The sequence below is a fragment of the Planktothrix agardhii genome (assembly GCF_904830935.1).
GTDB classification, from domain to species: domain Bacteria; phylum Cyanobacteriota; class Cyanobacteriia; order Cyanobacteriales; family Microcoleaceae; genus Planktothrix; species Planktothrix agardhii.
Map to the genome: position 1 here is coordinate 1,646,391 of NZ_LR882952.1, position 17,744 is coordinate 1,664,134.

Sequence of the window (17,744 nt, forward strand, 5' to 3'; positions counted from 1 at the left end):
ATTTATGAAATCTGTATCACTTATTGATCAACCGGTTATTCTTGAGAAACCAGCGATGTGGTCTCATCTGTTTCTCTGGCTGATTATGTTAATCACCACATCAGGCGTTGTTTGGGCTTATTTTTCTCAGGTTGAACAAACAGTTCCCGCCGCGGGTGAACTCGAATATAAAGAAGGTGCTAGGGAAATTCAAGCCCCAATAACCGGAGCCGTGGTTAGATTGCACGTTGAAAATGGCGATCGGGTTCAGAAAAACCAGCCGCTTTTAACCTTTAGTCAGACAAACCCCAGCGCGGATATTAAATCTTTAGCTAATTTGCAAGGGACTCTTAATCAAGAAAACGAATTCTATAAGAATATTATTCAGGGGAATGGTCGAGGAACTTTACCGCCTGAATGGGAAACAATGGTTAAAGATCGAGATACCCGAATCCAAGAAAATAACGTTTTAAGTTCTTTGATTAATGAACTTTATAATAATCAAGGTCGAGCGATTAATTATAGTTCTGCTCAGTCAGGTTTAGTCACTAATTACCGAGCCGAATATCAATCGCGTGTGTCTGCGGTGGAAGGGCGAATTATTGAATTTAACAAACAACTGGAACAGACAGCAAATTTGATTCGGGCAACGAGAGAACAAGTGCAATACGCAACCAATCAAATTCGCTATTCCGAAGAACAATTAAATTCAGCCAGGGATCAACTTAATAAGTCTCAAGAAGGTTTAGATCTAAACCAATCTATTTTGGGTCAAATTGCCCCTTTAGTTGATGAAGGCGCCATGTCTGACCTCAATAAAAAACGTCAGGAACAGGAGGTTTTGAGAAGCCAAAATGAATTTTTACGACAACAGGATCAAATCACCACCCGTCAAAGTGAAATTAATGCCCGTAAAGGTGATGTTGAAAAACAGCAATCTGAAATTAAACGCCTAGAAGATGAAAAACAAAAAGTTCTAGCCTCTATTGAGAGAACTCAACAAGAATTGCAAAATACAAAAGATGCTTGGGCAAAAGACCTGTATCTTCGCATTGAAGAAAACAAAAAACAGATTGCTAGTATTGACTCTCAACTCAGTCGATATAAACTGGAAAACGAAAAACGATTAGGCGATGTTAATGCTCAACTGGAAAAAGTTGAAGAACAACGGGATACTCAAGTTTTACGTTCACCAGTGGCGGGGGTAATTTATGATTTAAAACCCTCAAAGAAACAGAATTCGGAAGTTGATATGAATAAGGATGACATTTGCAATTATGTGAATCAGCAAGTGTTAAAATCGGGCGATCCGAAAATGAAGCGCTGTAATGAGGCTTATTATGAAGCGCAACAAACCGAAAAATTGATGCAAATTTTAGCCGATGATAAAGGATTAGAAGGCACAATTTTTATTAAAAATACGGATCTGGCTTTAGTTTTAAATGCCCTACGGGTCAAACGTAAATTCCTACAGCCCTATGATGGAAAAACCGTGGCTGGAGAAGTGATTGAATGTAAAGCAGAAAAGGATTGTATTTGTCCAGATTCTCCAGAAGCTCGAGCAGAAATTGGAATTACTGATCCAGATTGTATTCCGGTGGAAGTCACAATTGATGCTTTTCCCAATGATCAATTTGGGATGGTTTCTGGACAGTTAAAATGGCTGAGTCAAGACGCGATTAAACCTGATCCCGAAAAAGGCCGTCAGTATTTTTCGTTTAAAGGAAAAGTGAAATTGGATAAACAAAGCTTTGTCTTAGACGAGGATAAAAATATTAAGATTGGTTTACAATCAGGGATGTCGGTAAATACTAAGATTAATGTTGGTAAACGCTCGGTGTTAGATATCTTCTTAAACCGCTTTACCGGTCGGATCAACAGTATTACAAACTTGAAGTAGTTTTAATCAGTAGAGACGTGCCAATAGCCTACGGCATCGCTGCGCTCGGGCGCGTCTCTAATAGTTATTGAATTGATAGTTAATGGCTCAAAAATCCCCCTCTTTTGTCACTTTTCCTGCTGTTATTTTATGGCTGATGTATTTAATCCCTATTTTGGGAGTAACGGGATTTATTATTTATTTTGGGGTGAATGTTCCCTTTTATGATCAGTGGGTTTTACCTGCTTTATTTGAAAAAATAGCCACGGGAACATTACAATTTAAAGACTTATTTGAACTGCATAATAATCATCGTATTCTATTTCCGCGATTAATTTTTATTGCTTTAGGATTTATTTCAAGTTGGAATATTAAATTAGAGCTTTTTTTGAGTTTAGGATTGGCAATATTAACCTTTATATTGTTATATAAAATTTCTGCTAATACCTCAAAAAATCAAAATTATTTCTTTCATTTTACTAATTTATTAACAGCTTTAATATTTTTCTCCTTAGCTCAATCAGAAAACTGGCTTTGGGGATTTCAAATTGCTATATTTTTCATAAATTTTTGCGTAATTTTCAGTTGTTTTATTTTAAATAATAATAAAATTAAACCTAAAACAAAGTTATTATTTGCTGCGATTCTTTGTTTGATTGCGAGTTTTTCATCTGCTCAAGGTTTAATGAGTTGGTTGGCTTTAATACCTGGAATTATCATGATTTCAGAATCAGGTTATCAAAGAAGAAAATACCTAATTTTTTGGATGACTTTATTTTTAAGTTCAAGTTTAATTTATTCAATTGGATACACTCAAGAACCGAAAATAATTAATCTCTCTCTCCTTGAAAAGTTATTTACTTTTATTCAATTCTTTTTTAATGTAATTGCTGCGCCCGTGACAAATTCTCAAAATTTTAGTATTTGGATCGGAATAATTATTATCTTAAATTTTATTGTTTTAGGAAGTTACTGTCTGATTAATCTAAAAAACAAAAAATATTTAATAAAATTATGTTCTCCTTGGTTTTCGATTGGAATATTTTCTATCCTATGCTCGATTGTAATTACATTAGGTCGTTATGATTATGGAGCGAATTATGCTATTTATACCTCTCGATATACAACTCATTCTTTACTATTAATTATTGCCGTTATTCAACTTTGGTTTATAATTATTTCAGAAGGTAATTTCTATTTAAAAAATTATTACCCTAAACTGATTTATAGTTTTATTGGGGGAATTTTAGTCTGTTTAATAGCGGTAAAATCAGAAATAGCGATCGCTCAAGCTCAAACGGATGTCATCAATAAACAACGGGGGGAAACCTGCTTAGAACTAATTAACTATTTAGAAGACTCTCAATTCTTTAAAACCCATCCTGAACGTTGCTTATTAAGATTAAGTAAAACAACTTGGTGGATTCAAGATGGGGTTAAACAACTTCAGGGCGTTAATCTTAGAAATTGGGCAAATAATATCACATTCAAAACCGAATCAGAACAACTTTATGGTTATATTGATTTTCCTCTTTTTGGTGATCAACCATTAAAGTTAAAGCCAAAAGATGACCTGACATTAAAAGGATGGGCAATTTTTCCCCAGCAACAAAATCAGCCCCAACTCGTCTTTCTCAGCAGGGGAAATCAACAAACCTTTTTTGCCAATGCTAATATTGGTTTAAATAGTCCAGATATTGCTCAAGTATTGAGTTCTCCCCTCTATAATTATGCGCGATGGGAAGTTACAATTCCTACTGTACAATTGTATAATGATTTGGGAAACACAAGGGTTAAAGCTTGGGTCTATAATCCTGATGGGAATGAATTTATCCCGTTAAAGGGAGAAGTCAATATTATTCTTGAAAAAAACTAACCTTCAATTCAGTTTTGATCAAGTAGCAACAATTTGGTACAATATTTATTCGCTGATCACAATTCCACCTAAAAATGACTATTACTCCTACAAAAATCCCAGATGTTTTCATCATCGAACCCAAAGTATTTGGAGATGAGAGAGGCTTTTTCTTTGAAAGCTTTAATCAGAAAAATTTCACCGAAAAAACAGGAATTACCTCGGAGTTTGTACAAGATAACCATTCCCGTTCCGTACAAGGAGTTTTGAGAGGTTTACATTATCAAATACAACACACCCAGGGCAAATTATTGCGCGTTATTGCGGGCGAAATCTTTGATGTTGCCGTAGATATGAGAAAAAGTTCTCCAACTTTTGGAGAGTGGGTTGGTTGCATTCTCAGTGCAGAAAATAAGCGACAATTTTGGGTTCCCCCGGGATTTGCCCATGGCTTTTTAGTAACTTCAGAAATTGCTGAAGTGTTATATAAAACCACCGACTATTATGCACCCACCTATGAGCGATCTTTGCTTTGGAATGATCCCGATTTAGGCATTGATTGGCCATTAGAGGGAATTACACCCATTTTGTCAGCAAAAGATCAAGCAGGTCAACCTTTGAAAACGGCGGAATTTTTCTCATGAAACCCATTTTATTGATCGGAAAAGATGGCCAACTCGGTCAAGAATTGCAGCCTTTCCTCGCTTCCATGGGGTCGTTAGTGAGTGTCGGACGAGACACCCTGGATTTATCCCAAACCCAAGAAATTGAAAGCTTAATTGAGGAAATTAAACCGGAATGGGTGATTAATGCTGCCGCTTATACCGCAGTGGATAAGGCAGAAAGTGAACCGGAGTTAGCCCTAACAATTAACGGAATTGCACCCGGTATTTTAGCTAAAACCTGTCAAAAATTAGATGCAACATTGATTCATATTTCTACGGATTATGTGTTTGATGGAACCCAAAGCCATCCTTATCTTGAAACCGATCCGACTCACCCTTTAGGTGTTTATGGAGAATCAAAATTAGCCGGAGAAATGGCAATTCAATCATCCCAAGCTAAATTTGCAATCCTCAGAACCGCTTGGGTTTATGGTGTGGGTGGAACCGGAAATTTTGTTAAAACCATGCTACGGTTGGGCAAAGACCGGGAAGAAATTCGGGTGGTCAGTGATCAAGTAGGAAGTCCTACTTGGACGGGAGATTTAGCACAATCTATTGTGCAATTAATGCCCCTTTTGAATGATCAAAACTACGGAATTTATCACTGTACAAATAGCGGTGTTACCAGTTGGTATGATTTTGCGATCGCAATTTTTGAAGAAGCCAAACTATTAGGTTTTTCCCTAAAAATTGAGCGCGTTATTCCTATTACCACCGCCGAATATCCAACGCCTGCTAGTCGTCCCGCCTATTCGGTTTTAAGTGGGAAAAAATTAGCAAATCTTTTGGGAAATCATACTCCCCAATGGCGACAAGGACTGCGGAAAATGTTACAGGAATTAAAACCGTAGAGACGTGCCACGGCGCGTCTATCTTACTCTTGCCTATCAACTACTAACCCTTAACTATTAATTATGAAAGCACTGATTCTTTCCGGTGGAAAAGGAACAAGGTTACGCCCTTTAACCTATACGGGTGCAAAACAACTCGTTCCCGTCGCTAATAAACCGATTTTATGGTATGGAATTGAAGGAATTGTGGCGGCTGGAATTACAGAAATTGGGATTATTATTAGTCCAGAAACCGGAGAAGAAGTTAAAAATTTAACCGGAAATGGCGATCGCTTTGGCGCAAAAATTACCTATATTTTACAAGAACAACCCGCCGGACTCGCCCATGCAGTGAAAGTGGGTCAACCATTTTTAGGAGATTCTCCCTTTATTATGTACTTGGGAGATAACTTAATTGAAAGTCAACTAAGTCAGTTTTCTGAGAGGTTTAAACAGCAACAACTGGATGCTTTAATTTTACTCAGAACAGTGAGTAACCCTAGTGCTTTTGGGGTAGCCGTTGTTGATGATCAAGGACGAGTATTAAAGTTAGTTGAAAAGCCTAAAGTTCCCCCATCTAATTTAGCTCTAGTTGGGGTTTATTTTTTTGATAAAACCATTCATGAGGCGATCGCTAAAATCCAACCTTCTCCCAGAGGAGAACTAGAAATTACCGATGCAATTCAACAACTGATTGATGATCGTAAAAATGTTGAAGCTTGTACCTTAGAAGGGTGGTGGTTAGATACGGGAAAAAAAGATGATTTACTCAGTGCAAATCAAATTATTTTAGATTCCTGTATTACCTACGATGTAGCAGTAGAAATAGATGAAAAGAGTCAAATATTAGGACGGGTTAAAATTGGTAAAAACACGAAATTAGTCAACTGTAGTGTGCGGGGGCCAGTAATTATTGGGGAAAATTGCTATTTAGAAAATTGCTTTGTTGGCCCCTATAGTAGTATTGATAATAAAGTCACTTTAATTGATGCTGAAATCGAACATAGTGTAATCTTAAGTGAAGCTAAAATTATTGGAATTAACCAACGCATTGTAGATACGGTTATTGGTCGTCGGGCTAGTTTAAGTACCGCCCCTCAACGACCCAAAGCCCTACGTTTTATGATTGGAGATGATAGTCAAGTTGAATTAGCGTGATTTACTGGATAACGGTTAATTATTACTCCACCGAATTGATTCAACGGTTAATCAATTCGATTGTAGAGACGTGCCACGGCGCGTCTCCACAGGGGATAAATTATCAGGTAATTATCATTAATAACTCTCCTGACGATCTTTTTATTCATCGGTTAAAATCTCCGTATATTATAGTATTTAACGCACCCAAAAATATTGGGTTTGGTCGAGCCTGTAATATTGGGTTAAATTGGGTTTATCAACAGGATTCTCAAGCCCTTGTTTGGTTAATTAATCCTGATGCTTATTTATCTAAAAATGTGCTATCTCAAGCAATTGATGTCTTTAAATCTTACCCAGAATTATCTATTTTAGGAACAGTTATTTATAATAATAAAGGAGAATTAGAATTTACAGGGGGACAATTTAACCGAAAAACTGGTATAATTAAAGTCTGTAATCAACTATCAGAATCTTTGCAAAATCAACCTTACCAGTTAACAGAATGGGTATCGGGATGTAGTCTGTTAATTAATTTCAAAAACTTTAACGAGTGTCCTCAATTTGATCCTAACTATTTTCTCTATTATGAAGATTTTGATTTCTGTTTAAGGTATCGAAATCAAGGACATAAAATTGGGATTACTGCACAAATTCAAGTATTTCATCAAACTTCATCTATTACCCAGAGAAACCCTAACCTCAAACTTCAATATAGTATTTATAGTTACCTCCTCAGTCTTCATAAACATACCTCTAAAGCTGTTTTTATCTACTGGTTATTTAGAATTAGTTTTATTGGTTTAATTACAATCTTAATTACGCCTCAAACATCTTGGTATAAACTCAAAGGAGTTGTAAAATTTATTGTTAAAATATATCAGAAATAAGCTATTATGGATTTAGTAATATTTTCAATTATAGATTTTTTATGAGTAATTCACTCTTGATTAATTTATCATTTTTAATTCCTGAACCTACGGGAATATCTATTTATGCTAGTCATATTTTACCCGCTTTAAAACCTTTGCAACCTACCTTATTAACCTCTCAAGAAAACCTCGATTATTCCTGTTATTCTGTTCCTAATAATATGACCCCCGACCAAGGAACAAAGGGACATCTTAGGCGGTTACTTTGGACACAGTTTAAACTCCCTAAACTTTATCAGCAATTAAAGGGAAATCTGCTATTTTCTCCGGTTCCAGAAGCTCCTTTATATTCTGGATGTCGGTCAATAGTTATGGCCCATGATATTATTCCGTTAAGATTTCCCAGACGAAGTTCTCGGTTAACAGCTTATTTTAAATATTATATTCCCTTGGTATTATCCCAAGCCGAACATATTGTCTGTAATTCTATCGCCACGGCTGAAGATTTAATCGAATTTTTTAAGATTCCAGAACAGAAAATCACACCAATTCCCCTCGCCTACAACCCGCAACGATTTCAATTTTTAGACTTACCAACCCGCAATTATTTTCTCTATATTGGTCGTCATGATGCTCATAAAAATGTATCTCGATTAATTAGTGCTTTTGCTAGGTTAAAAAAACCATCAGACTATGAATTATGGTTAGCTGGCCCAACGGATGAAACCTATACCCCCGAACTCAAAAGGCAAGTTCAAGAGTTAGAATTAACTCAACAAGTAAAGTTTTTAAATTATGTTCCGACCGATGAATTAACTAAAATTATTAATCAAGCCATTGCTGTTGTTTTTCCCAGTCTTTGGGAGGGGTTTGGTTTTCCTATTTTAGAAGCAATGGCTTGCGGAACTCCCGTAATTACTTCTAACCTATCTTCTTTACCTGAAGTGGGAGGAAATGCGGCATTATATGTTAATCCTTATCAAGTTCAAGAAATTACAGAAGCAATGGAAACTATAGTAAATAATACGGAAATGCGATCGCATTTAAGACAATTAGGACTAACACAAGTTAAACAATTTAGTTGGGAAAAAACCGGAAAAGAAACAGCAAAAATCATCCAAAATCACCTATAAATTATCCCGTTGTTGTGCTTCAGCGCATCTTATTCGTTGTAATATAGCATCAGAAAAGAATGCGCTTGAAGCGCAACAACAGGATTTCCAACCGGATTTGGTTCCCTGGTATAACCAGGGAACCAAAGGCGAAGCAAAAAATATTAGTACACAGAGGTTATTTTATTCGGACTCATGATAAAATTGGGAGACTTCATCAAAGACCAGTCAGCCAGGTTAAAATGAACATAACAACAGCTAACAGATCTGCGCGAATTGCTGAAATTATTCAAAAACGCCAGCCCCTGGCCCAGAGGATCATCAGTGTAGAAGCTAATTTAAAGAATCTGCAAAATGCAATTCAAATTTTAGAGACTGACCGAAAGCAACAACTTAACCAATGGCCAAACGAGGCTAAAATTGTTGATAAGTTAAATAAAATTGATTTTTCTTCAATTTTATCAACAATAGAAAAAGAATTACGAGAACTGTATAAGTTAAGGATTCGTTTCGCTCGTAAAACCCTTAATATCGGCGTGGTTGGACGAATGAAACAAGGGAAAAGTACCCTACTACAAACCCTGAGTGGACTGTCTGATCATGAAATTCCAGCCCGTTCAGGAAAAGCCTGTACTGCGGTTCGTAGCACAATCTACCATCAACCGGAAAATCTAACTGAAGCGTTAGTTACATTTCATACTGAAGAATCATTTTTACAAGAGGTAATTCTTCCCTACTTTGACCATAAAAAACTGGCTAATATTTTACCTAAAACCCCACCTCAGAGCTTAGATGATTTTCCCAGAATCCAACTATCACCGGATTTACTGCAAGGAAATGATGCCACCACTAACACAATCTATAAACGTCTTTATGATGATTATTACTTAAATTTTAACGATTATTCCCCGTTTATTGGTAAACAACCGATACGGATAACCAAAGAAAAAATCCGAGAATATGTTGCTCAGGAAGAAGAAAATGGAAAACTCACCGATAGCAAACATTTAGCTGTTAGGAAAGTAGAAATTTCCTGCCCTTTTCCTAATGCCAATGAAATCGGAAAAATTGCATTAGTTGATTTACCAGGGTTAGGAGATTTTAAACTGGGTGATGAAAAATTAATGTTGACAACTTTAGAGGAAGAAGTTGACGTAGTTTTATTTATTCGTAAACCCGATGAGGATGGTTGGAATTGGGAAACTAATGACACAGAACTTTATAATACGGCCAGTCAAGCTTTAAATGAATTATCAGCTAGATCATTTGTTGTTCTTAACAATAAAGTTAACGAGAATGGGAGTGGGAATTTACAAGGCTGTAAAGATCTTAAAGCTGGTATTGATCAACAGCAAGTTAAAATTAAGGTGGTTGAATGCCTGATTGCTGACTGTCGTAATCCAGAACAAGCGAATCAAGTCTTAGATCAAGTTTTAGATTATTTAGAAACTCAAGTCATTGAATTAGATGCGCGATATGCAAAATCTAATCAAGAGCGTTTAATTCAACTTCATGAACAATTAAAAACTGAGTTAGATCATGCAAAAAATGCTCTGGGTGGAACGGGATCACATTTTTATAAATTTATGGAACAAGAGTTTGGTAAGTTATTTGGAAATAATACAAAAGGTTGGTGGAAAGACGTTATCCTTGGCTTAGAAAACTTGCGCTCAGACCTGTGGTTATATCGGGATAATCCAGATAAAAATTTAGAGGATAAGGTCACTGAAGCGATTCAAAATTGTAACAAAAACAAAGGTGTTTTGTCCTCGGAAAATCCCTTAGAAGAAATTAATGAACGAATCAGAACCAGTGGTGCGTTGATAACCTATGCAGATTATCAAGATAAGTTGCGGGTGTTATTATCCCATCATTTTATCACCTTAGATGATGGACTAAAAAAAATGATAGAAGATACCAAAAAGCAGGTTGCTGAAGTTTTGATTGAAAAAGGTCGGTTGGGAGTCTTAACAAATGCGAGAGGATCGGAATTTATCCGAGAATTGGAAAAAATGATTGTTTTATTCGATCAGGATCAAGACTATTTTCCGCATTTAAAACAAGGATTGAGAATTTTTATTGATTTTGAACTGTCCTATCGAGGATTAGTACAACACCGAATTCGCAAGCATTTAGATCAACTCACGAATGTTTTACCGTCGAATAATTCAACGGGACAATTACTAGATAAAGATGAAATATTGCGTCCTGATGCTTCAACTACGGCACAAGAAATTCTAACGGCACTAGAGATTAAATATGATACTGCGGTGCATCGTATTCAACCTGCTTTGGAAGAATTGCTCTGGGAACCAAATCAAGCCGCTTATGCCATGGTTGAAGAATTTGTTGATAATATTATCCGTCAAGAAGATGTTCAGGAAGAATGGAAAAATTTCTTGCGGGAAGTGCGATCGCAAGTTTGGCCAGAACAACTCGGTCAACTCGAAAATAATCACGAACTTCGTGCTCATTGGCTGCAATTAGTTAAGAACGTAGAAACTACTAATCAGCTTGAATTATTGCAGTTTTTAAACGTTTAAATAGGAGAAAAATTTCATGCTAACTAATGAGTTAAATATTATCATGGTTGCTCCTAGACAGATTGGTAAAACCAGTCTGTTAGCAGCCATGCACGAAGAATTCGATAAAACGTTTGAACAAGCTAATCTTCAAACGTGGACTGATGATACTAGAACATTACAAGCTATAACCGAATGCAAGATAGTTTTAAGAACTATAGATCCTAAATTTCAAAAATCCGTAAAAAGAACTGACATCTTTATTGATCCTTGGGATGATGAAGGATTTGTTTTTGAGCTAGGTAGTGGGAGCAGAAAATTTATCAAACTTAGATTTACTGACCCATCAGGTGATTATTTTGCAACAGATTCAAAACAAACACAGAAAGAGTATATAAGGCAGCAATTATTAGATTGTGATGCTGTAATTATTCCCATTGATGCTACTGCATTAATGGAAAAAAAGACAGGAAGGGTCAGCTATAGCGAAGTGGGAACTTGGCATGAAGAAAAAAACGATCCTGAACGGATCACAACCCTGTTAAAAGATGCCTATGCTGGTTTGAGAGTTCCCAAATTAATCATTTTAGCTCCTGTTAAATGCGAAACCTACATGAGAACTTCTCAAGATGCTGAAAACTTACTTCAGCACGTTCAAATAGGATATCAAAAACTGTTAAATTTTTTAAAATCCGATGGGTTATTTGGTAAAGTTGCAGTTGTGGTGACACCTGTTCAAACTGTTGGAAATGTTGTTTTTGCTTACCATAAAACTCGTGATGATGGTTTCATAAAATTTGAATACAATAAAACGGAGATTAAAGCTCCCTATGCTCCTAAAGATGGGGATCAACCCATGAGATATGTTTTACGGTTTTTGCTGAACCTTTATAATGAGGAAAAAAAACGTCAGTTAGAGCAAGATCAAAAAGAACTAGCTGAACTTGAAAAAAGTCTATCTACCGAAAAAGATAAACTTGATGAAGTTAAACAAAAAGTTGCTCAACGACAGAAAGCATTTAGAGAACAACAGCAACTTTGGTTTCCCTTCAGATCTATAGACAAATTATTTGATGATAAGTACGGAGCTTATAAAACAGCACAAGAAAACCTTAAATCCACGCAAAAAACAGTTCAAGACATTCAAACTAAAGTTCAGAAGTCTAAAACCCAAGTTCAAGCTACGCAGGAGGAAATTAAGATTTTTAATAATGCTATTTTTTCTTTTGCCATTGGCTGTAAAAATAGTGATGGTTTTGCTATTTTGCAAGGTGCTAAATTGTTGCCCATTCCCCATAAATAATATACAAGGAGATTGAAACATGAAAGAGCTAGAGGTTTATGTAAGAAGTTATGCCCTAGGTAAAACTGGAATTCATTGGCGTAAGGTTGAAAATACCCAGTCTATCTTAGGATCTCCTGATATACTTGAAAAAAGGTTAGTTGAGAAACAAAAAGGAGGTTCAGGAACAATTGAATATTTGATAAATTATCAAAATCTTTCGCTTGTTCTCATGCGTTATTCTCAACAATTATTATTCATGGTTGCAGGAATTGAGTCTGTAAAAAAACAAACTAACAAATTTGGAAGTACAATAGAAACCGAAGTATATAATGCAGTTGCTTGGGTTGTTAATCCTGATGAAAGTAACATTATTTCGGATGATAAAGAATTAATGTTACGGCATTTGGCAGCACGGTCATTATTAAGTTTTGTAGGTAAAGAAGATCAAGAGTTTATTAATACAATCAATGAAGCGATTGATTTTGAAGGATTAGAAGAATTTAAGGTTGATCTCGATAAAATCGATCAATTGACTGATAAAAATTCAGCAGATAAGCTCAAACAGTTACTTTCAAATTTAGATAAAGCTGAAGGTGATCAACAAATTTGGGTTTGGGACGAAAAAGTTGAAAAAACAATTAAGGAGCAAGAAATTATTAGTTTGGCCGACAAAATCATTAACACCGAGTTGCCAAAAGATGGTAATTTAGCAATTTTAATCAGTAAGGTTGATGAGAATGCAGTCTCGGTTTTATCTATTGATCTTGATCTTAAGACTGAACAATCTGAAGTTAATCAAGATCAAGAAGATCCAGATTCTGCTTCAACAGAAGGAAATGAAACTGAGAAACCAGATCAAACAAGTCAGGAGGTATCTAACGAAAAAAAGTCAATCAAGCTACTACTAATAATTCTCATCATCACCAGCACATTAGTGGTATTTCTAGTAGTGCTCAACAGCATAAACAAGGAGAAGGAACCGAACAAAATACCCGTGCCCCAGGCGGTGGTCAGCCCCCAAACTACTCATTCAATCCAGTAAAAGAAGTAAAAGATATGATCAACAAATTTCAAAAAGACTGGTTTGAACTTGCTAATTTTTTAATTCGTTATCCAGAATTAAAAAACAAGGAAAAAGAACAGTTAACTCCTGAAGATAATCAGTTATTAGACTCAGTTGAAAAAATTCTGAATGACTTGTTAAAAAGGTTGAAGGAAATTAAAGGTGAATAATCTTTTATCCTGATCAAAAATAAATCGTGGTAATCTCTTTAGGGCTTCAATCCATCCTAGTTACTAATCTGGGGATTAAGCCCTGAAGGGCTTACTACGGGGTTAGGTGTGTCGTTTTTGATGCCAATTCCAAGCATGGGTGATAATATTTTGAATATCGGGATATTCAGGATTCCAACCTAATATTGTTCGGGCTTTTTCTCCACTTCCAACTAAACTTGGTGGATCTCCGGGGCGGCGATCGCATTCAATCGCTTTAATCTCTTTTCCCGTAATTTCTCTAGCGGTTTCTATCACCTCTTTAACGGAAAATCCTTTCCCATTTCCTAAATTAAAAACATCCGTTTTTCCACCATTTAATAAATATTCCAACCCTAAAATATGAGCCGTTGCTAAGTCCGTAACGTGAATATAATCTCTAATACAAGTACCATCGGGTGTGGGATAATCGGTTCCAAAAATAGAAATAGAATCTCGTTTTCCTAATGCTGCTAATAAAATTAAAGGAATTAAATGGGTTTCGGGATTATGATCTTCCCCTAATAACCCTTCTGGGTCGGCTCCGGCGGCATTAAAATAACGGAAACGTACCGATTTAAAATCATAGGCGACATCAAAATCCGATAAAATTCTTTCTACCATTAATTTAGTCGCCCCGTAGGGATTAATCGGATTTTGGGGATGTTCTTCAGGAATGGGAACAATTTCAGGAACCCCATAAGTGGCGCAGGTTGAGGAAAATACAAACTTATTAATTCCCGCCTCTTTCATCGCTTCTAAAAGCGTTAAAGTTCCGACCACATTATTGCGATAATATTTATCAGGATTAGTAACAGATTCCCCCACATAAGCATAAGCAGAAAAGTGCATCACCGCATCAATTTTGCGACTAGAAAATAACTTATCAAGCAACGGACGATCATTAGTATCTCCAATAATTAATTCGGTTTTTAAGACCGTTTCCACTAAGTCTTGATGTCCATAAACTAAATTATCGAGAATAATCACATCATAACCCGAACGTTGTAGCGCCAGGACAGCATGGGAACCAATATAACCCGCTCCTCCAGTAACTAAAATAGTAGTTTTATCTTCAGACATAAATTTATGCTCCTTTGTTTTATTCAATGAATTTAATTTAATCTTCTAACCTTTGAACTGAAACATCAACCGCTTGCACATCAATAGTTCCTGGGGGTGTTAACCGACTAAAACGACCCTGTTCGATTTTTAACGGTTCCCCACAGTTAGGACATTGAAATTGAATGTTATTAAAAGCCGGAAATTCATGGCTACAAACCGGACATTGATCTTGAATTAGATTGCGTTTTAACCACCACTGGACACCCAAAATCACCAAAATCGGAGTAATCGCAATCACCGCAATTAAAATCAGAACGCCCTTGACTAACCAACCCAAACCAATAGAGATTAAAATGCCAATTACAGCTAAAGTAATCAGCCAGTTAGTCAAACCAGAAAGTCTGATTTGTAGAGTTTTGAACCGCTGTTGGTTCACAGCTATCTCCTTAATTATTCAAGCCAGATTTAATCTGATGGAACCCTTAAAAATTTGAACTTTGATATTTTAATTTCTATGATATTATAGCAACCAGCAGGTTAATATTCACAACTTCTTTGTGTCTTCGTGTCTTTGTGGTTAAATTAGGCTTACCCCTGGTTTTGATCCAGCAACTCTTGGACTCGGCCCTCAAAGGCGGGTTTTCCGAAATGGGCCAAACATTGCTCCCGCAACCAAGGGCCATGACAGCGTTGATCCTCACCCTGAAGCAGTTGAATACAAGCCTCTGCAACGGCCTCTACATCGCGGTGAGGGACTTGCCAGCCCAATTTTCCATCCTGCAAAGGATCAACCGAACCATCGCTATCCCCGGCAATAACGGGTTTCTCGCAGGCCATCGCCTCTAAATAAACAATCCCAAACCCCTCTTGAGAGGGCATGACATAACCATCACAAACCCGATAATGATTAACTAATTCCTCGGTAGGAACAAATCCGGCAAAAATGACCCGATCGCTTACTCCCAAATCTTCGGCCAACTGTTGTAATCTGAGTTGGTCATCTCCCCGACCAATAACTAAATATTTGACATTGGGAAAGACTTGGGCAATTTGGGAGAGGGCGCGAATGGTAACATCAACTCCCTTATAGGGGTCGCCTTTCCACAGACGGGCAACGGTCATTAATACCCGAGCATCCTGTAAATCATAGCGTTGAATTAATTGCGGTGGTTTGGAGCCGGGAGTAAATTTTTCCCCATCCACCATACAGGGTAACATTTGAAATTGATTCGGATTTAACTGATTAGCAAGACAGGCTTGATCGCGACTATATCGGCTAATTGTCCAAATTTGATCGGCATTTTGTAGGGCTTTTTGCTGTTTTTTCGGCAGAGGTTCCCAGACTTCTTTACCATAGGTTAATACGGTGTAAGGAATACTCAAGGGTTGACAAATTATTTGCACCAAGGGGGCTAAATTAATATGACCACACAACACCCGTCGAGGTCGATATTGGACTAAATTAGTTAGTAAAGATATTGCTAATTTAATCCTTCCCCAGAGGGGATTTTGAGATTTAAAATACTCAAATTGAAAAGAACTGGATGGGGTTTCAAAAGGGTTAGGACATCCGGGATAATCCCGTAAAATTAAAACCTGATTCTGGGGATTAATATTAATCTTTGAGTCGGGAGAAACGGGTTTAATAGTCTGGGAAGCATCTAAAATATCTTTAACATAGGATTGAATTCCTCCTTCACAAGAAAAAACAGCTAAAAAGCACCAAAGTAATTGATTTTGATCTAGGTTTGGGTATTTTTTTAATAACATAGCCAGGGTTCAAGAATAATATTGTTTTGTATTCCGTCTTTTCCAATTGTTCTTATAAAAAAGGATACCTGTGACGCTCCCAGACCTAGCCTAACAAGCTATTCCGGTAAACCCACAGGTATCATATCATCAAAAATTTTGAGAGGATGTGGTTTAAAAGCCCAAAGTTAAAGACTTATCAATGGGAAGTGCCGCACCAATTCCTAACCACAGCGTTACTAAAGTTCCAAATAAGAAAACAGCCGTTGCCACAGGACGACGGAAGGGGTTTTGGAACTTGTTGACGTTCTCAATTAAAGGAACCGCAATTAAACCCACAGGAATCGAAGACATCAACATAATTCCTAGCAATTTATTGGGAACGACCCGCAAAATTTGGAAGGTTGGCCAGAGATACCATTCGGGTAAAATTTCTAACGGCGTTGCAAAAGGATTAGAAGGTTCTCCCATCATGGCGGGGTCGAGAACCGACAATGCCACCACTAAACCAAAGGTTCCCAAAATTACAATCGGGAACGTATATAACAAATCATTCGGCCAAGCCCGTTCACCATAGTAGTTGTGACCCATGCCTTGAGCCAATTTAGCGCGAAGAACTGGATCACTGAGATCCGGCTTTTTTAAGATGGACATAATTAAAACGTCGCTCCTTTTTGGGAAATTTAACAGGTTGTTGGTTGTCTTTGAATTTGGCAAAGGCTACTCCTAACCCTTGGATGTTTGAGACCCGTTATCGAAAGTTAACTTTCTCGGAACAAACCGCCACCGATGCCGGAGTAGTGCCGAAACGCCAAACCCGATCCACGTCCATTTACAGAGGGCCCGAAATCCCTTGCTTCCGAATCATCAAGAAGTGGGCTAACATAAAGACGGCAATCAGCCAAGGTAGGACAAAGGTATGTAAGCTGTAAAAACGGCTAAGAGTACCTTGACCAACGGCCGTACCACCCCGCATCAGTTCCACAATGGTTGAACCGACAACGGGAATCGCTTCAGGAACCCCAGATACAATTTTCACCGCCCAGTAACCAACCTGATCCCAAGGCAGAGAATAGCCTGTAACCCCAAAAGAAACCGTAATCACGCCTAAAATCACACCCGTGATCCAGGTTAATTCCCGGGGCTTTTTGAAACCCCCGGTGAGATAAACGCGGAAAACGTGCAGGATCATCATTAACACCATCATACTGGCAGACCAGCGATGGATGGAGCGAATTAACCAACCAAAGCTCACATCCGTCATAATGTATTGAACAGAAGTAAAAGCTTCCGCGACGGTCGGTCTATAATAGAACGTCATCGCAAATCCAGTGGCAAACTGGATTAAAAAGCAAACTAAAGTGACTCCACCCAAGCAATAGAAAATGTTGACATGAGGGGGCACATACTTACTGGAAATGTCATCATCAAGTGCTTGGATATCCAGCCGTTCATCAAACCACTTGAAAGTCTGAGATTCTTTGATTCCCTTAGAAAACATGAAGCTAGAATTCCTAAAAATAAATGGCTACCTATCGTTATT

At 37.2% G+C, this 17,744-nt stretch carries 16 protein-coding genes; 11 read left to right on the forward strand and 5 right to left on the reverse strand.

Annotated elements, in window-relative coordinates:
• The first annotated feature begins 4 nt into the window (after positions 1–4).
• The 11 genes from NMG88_RS07710 to NMG88_RS07760 all read left to right on the forward strand — a co-directional run bounded on the left by NMG88_RS07710 (position 5) and on the right by NMG88_RS07760 (position 13,369).
• The gene (locus NMG88_RS07710) at positions 5–1,879 is read left to right on the forward strand and encodes a beta-barrel domain-containing protein (protein ID WP_227357844.1); all 1,875 of its coding nucleotides are present in this window, start codon (positions 5–7) and stop codon (positions 1,877–1,879) included.
• Positions 1,880–1,961: 82 nt separating this feature from the next.
• Positions 1,962–3,734, forward strand: coding sequence for a hypothetical protein (locus tag NMG88_RS07715; protein WP_227357845.1), 1,773 nt, complete (start codon positions 1,962–1,964; stop codon positions 3,732–3,734).
• Between the two features lie 74 nt (positions 3,735–3,808).
• The gene (gene rfbC, locus NMG88_RS07720; protein WP_214559879.1) at positions 3,809–4,357 is read left to right on the forward strand and encodes a dTDP-4-dehydrorhamnose 3,5-epimerase; all 549 of its coding nucleotides are present in this window, start codon (positions 3,809–3,811) and stop codon (positions 4,355–4,357) included.
• The gene (rfbD, locus tag NMG88_RS07725) at positions 4,354–5,229 is read left to right on the forward strand and encodes a dTDP-4-dehydrorhamnose reductase (RefSeq protein ID WP_227357846.1); all 876 of its coding nucleotides are present in this window, start codon (positions 4,354–4,356) and stop codon (positions 5,227–5,229) included. The genes rfbC and rfbD overlap by 4 nt, the downstream gene beginning before the upstream one ends.
• Positions 5,230–5,292: 63 nt before the next feature.
• Positions 5,293–6,366 (forward strand): glucose-1-phosphate thymidylyltransferase, encoded by a 1,074-nt coding sequence (locus NMG88_RS07730; RefSeq protein WP_227397667.1) that lies wholly within the window; start codon positions 5,293–5,295, stop codon positions 6,364–6,366.
• Positions 6,363–7,235, forward strand: coding sequence for a glycosyltransferase family 2 protein (locus tag NMG88_RS07735; RefSeq protein ID WP_254035277.1), 873 nt, complete (start codon positions 6,363–6,365; stop codon positions 7,233–7,235). The genes NMG88_RS07730 and NMG88_RS07735 overlap by 4 nt, the downstream gene beginning before the upstream one ends.
• A gap of 41 nt (positions 7,236–7,276) precedes the next feature.
• Positions 7,277–8,350 (forward strand): glycosyltransferase family 4 protein, encoded by a 1,074-nt coding sequence (locus NMG88_RS07740; RefSeq protein WP_042153254.1) that lies wholly within the window; start codon positions 7,277–7,279, stop codon positions 8,348–8,350.
• A 221-nt stretch (positions 8,351–8,571) separates the two neighbouring features.
• The gene (locus tag NMG88_RS07745) at positions 8,572–10,872 is read left to right on the forward strand and encodes a dynamin family protein (RefSeq protein ID WP_254035278.1); all 2,301 of its coding nucleotides are present in this window, start codon (positions 8,572–8,574) and stop codon (positions 10,870–10,872) included.
• 16 nt (positions 10,873–10,888) lie between these two features.
• Positions 10,889–12,154: a coiled-coil domain-containing protein gene (locus NMG88_RS07750; protein ID WP_254035279.1), complete on the forward strand. Its 1,266-nt coding sequence runs from the start codon at positions 10,889–10,891 to the stop codon at positions 12,152–12,154.
• 19 nt (positions 12,155–12,173) lie between these two features.
• Positions 12,174–13,178 (forward strand): hypothetical protein, encoded by a 1,005-nt coding sequence (locus tag NMG88_RS07755; RefSeq protein ID WP_254035280.1) that lies wholly within the window; start codon positions 12,174–12,176, stop codon positions 13,176–13,178.
• A 14-nt stretch (positions 13,179–13,192) separates the two neighbouring features.
• On the forward strand, positions 13,193–13,369 hold the full coding sequence (locus NMG88_RS07760; RefSeq protein WP_254035281.1) for a hypothetical protein: 177 nt from the start codon (positions 13,193–13,195) through the stop codon (positions 13,367–13,369).
• Between the two features lie 102 nt (positions 13,370–13,471).
• Here the strand turns inward: NMG88_RS07760 and galE are convergent, their stop codons facing one another.
• From galE to petB, 5 genes are all read right to left on the reverse strand, one after another.
• On the reverse strand, positions 13,472–14,470 hold the full coding sequence (galE, locus tag NMG88_RS07765; protein WP_227397674.1) for a UDP-glucose 4-epimerase GalE: 999 nt from the start codon (positions 14,468–14,470) through the stop codon (positions 13,472–13,474).
• Positions 14,471–14,507: 37 nt separating this feature from the next.
• Positions 14,508–14,888, reverse strand: a complete 381-nt coding sequence (locus tag NMG88_RS07770) for a hypothetical protein (protein WP_026794528.1) — start codon at positions 14,886–14,888, stop codon at positions 14,508–14,510.
• 152 nt (positions 14,889–15,040) lie between these two features.
• Complete coding sequence (locus NMG88_RS07775; protein ID WP_254035282.1) at positions 15,041–16,222, reverse strand: glycosyltransferase family 4 protein; 1,182 nt, start codon at positions 16,220–16,222, stop codon at positions 15,041–15,043.
• A gap of 153 nt (positions 16,223–16,375) precedes the next feature.
• Positions 16,376–16,855 carry a cytochrome b6-f complex subunit IV gene (gene petD, locus NMG88_RS07780; protein WP_026788873.1) on the reverse strand — a complete coding sequence of 160 codons (480 nt, stop codon included), beginning with the start codon at positions 16,853–16,855 and terminating at the stop codon, positions 16,376–16,378.
• Between the two features lie 178 nt (positions 16,856–17,033).
• Positions 17,034–17,702, reverse strand: coding sequence for a cytochrome b6 (gene petB, locus NMG88_RS07785; protein ID WP_026788872.1), 669 nt, complete (start codon positions 17,700–17,702; stop codon positions 17,034–17,036).
• Between the last annotated feature and the right edge of the window lie 42 nt (positions 17,703–17,744).

Excerpts from the sequence above, each read along its gene's own strand:
- NMG88_RS07755 (WP_254035280.1), top strand. The coding sequence starts at position 12,174 with ATGAAAGAGCTAGAGGTTTATGTAAGAAGTTATGCCCTAGGTAAAACT.
- NMG88_RS07750 (WP_254035279.1), top strand. The coding sequence starts at position 10,889 with ATGCTAACTAATGAGTTAAATATTATCATGGTTGCTCCTAGACAGATT.
- NMG88_RS07710 (WP_227357844.1), top strand. The coding sequence starts at position 5 with ATGAAATCTGTATCACTTATTGATCAACCGGTTATTCTTGAGAAACCA.
- galE (WP_227397674.1), bottom strand. The coding sequence starts at position 14,470 with ATGTCTGAAGATAAAACTACTATTTTAGTTACTGGAGGAGCGGGTTAT.
- rfbC (WP_214559879.1), top strand. The coding sequence starts at position 3,809 with ATGACTATTACTCCTACAAAAATCCCAGATGTTTTCATCATCGAACCC.
- petB (WP_026788872.1), bottom strand. The coding sequence starts at position 17,702 with ATGTTTTCTAAGGGAATCAAAGAATCTCAGACTTTCAAGTGGTTTGAT.
- NMG88_RS07775 (WP_254035282.1), bottom strand. The coding sequence starts at position 16,222 with ATGTTATTAAAAAAATACCCAAACCTAGATCAAAATCAATTACTTTGG.
- NMG88_RS07715 (WP_227357845.1), top strand. The coding sequence starts at position 1,962 with ATGGCTCAAAAATCCCCCTCTTTTGTCACTTTTCCTGCTGTTATTTTA.
- NMG88_RS07760 (WP_254035281.1), top strand. The coding sequence starts at position 13,193 with ATGATCAACAAATTTCAAAAAGACTGGTTTGAACTTGCTAATTTTTTA.
- NMG88_RS07745 (WP_254035278.1), top strand. The coding sequence starts at position 8,572 with ATGAACATAACAACAGCTAACAGATCTGCGCGAATTGCTGAAATTATT.
- NMG88_RS07740 (WP_042153254.1), top strand. The coding sequence starts at position 7,277 with ATGAGTAATTCACTCTTGATTAATTTATCATTTTTAATTCCTGAACCT.
- NMG88_RS07730 (WP_227397667.1), top strand. The coding sequence starts at position 5,293 with ATGAAAGCACTGATTCTTTCCGGTGGAAAAGGAACAAGGTTACGCCCT.
- rfbD (WP_227357846.1), top strand. The coding sequence starts at position 4,354 with ATGAAACCCATTTTATTGATCGGAAAAGATGGCCAACTCGGTCAAGAA.
- petD (WP_026788873.1), bottom strand. The coding sequence starts at position 16,855 with ATGTCCATCTTAAAAAAGCCGGATCTCAGTGATCCAGTTCTTCGCGCT.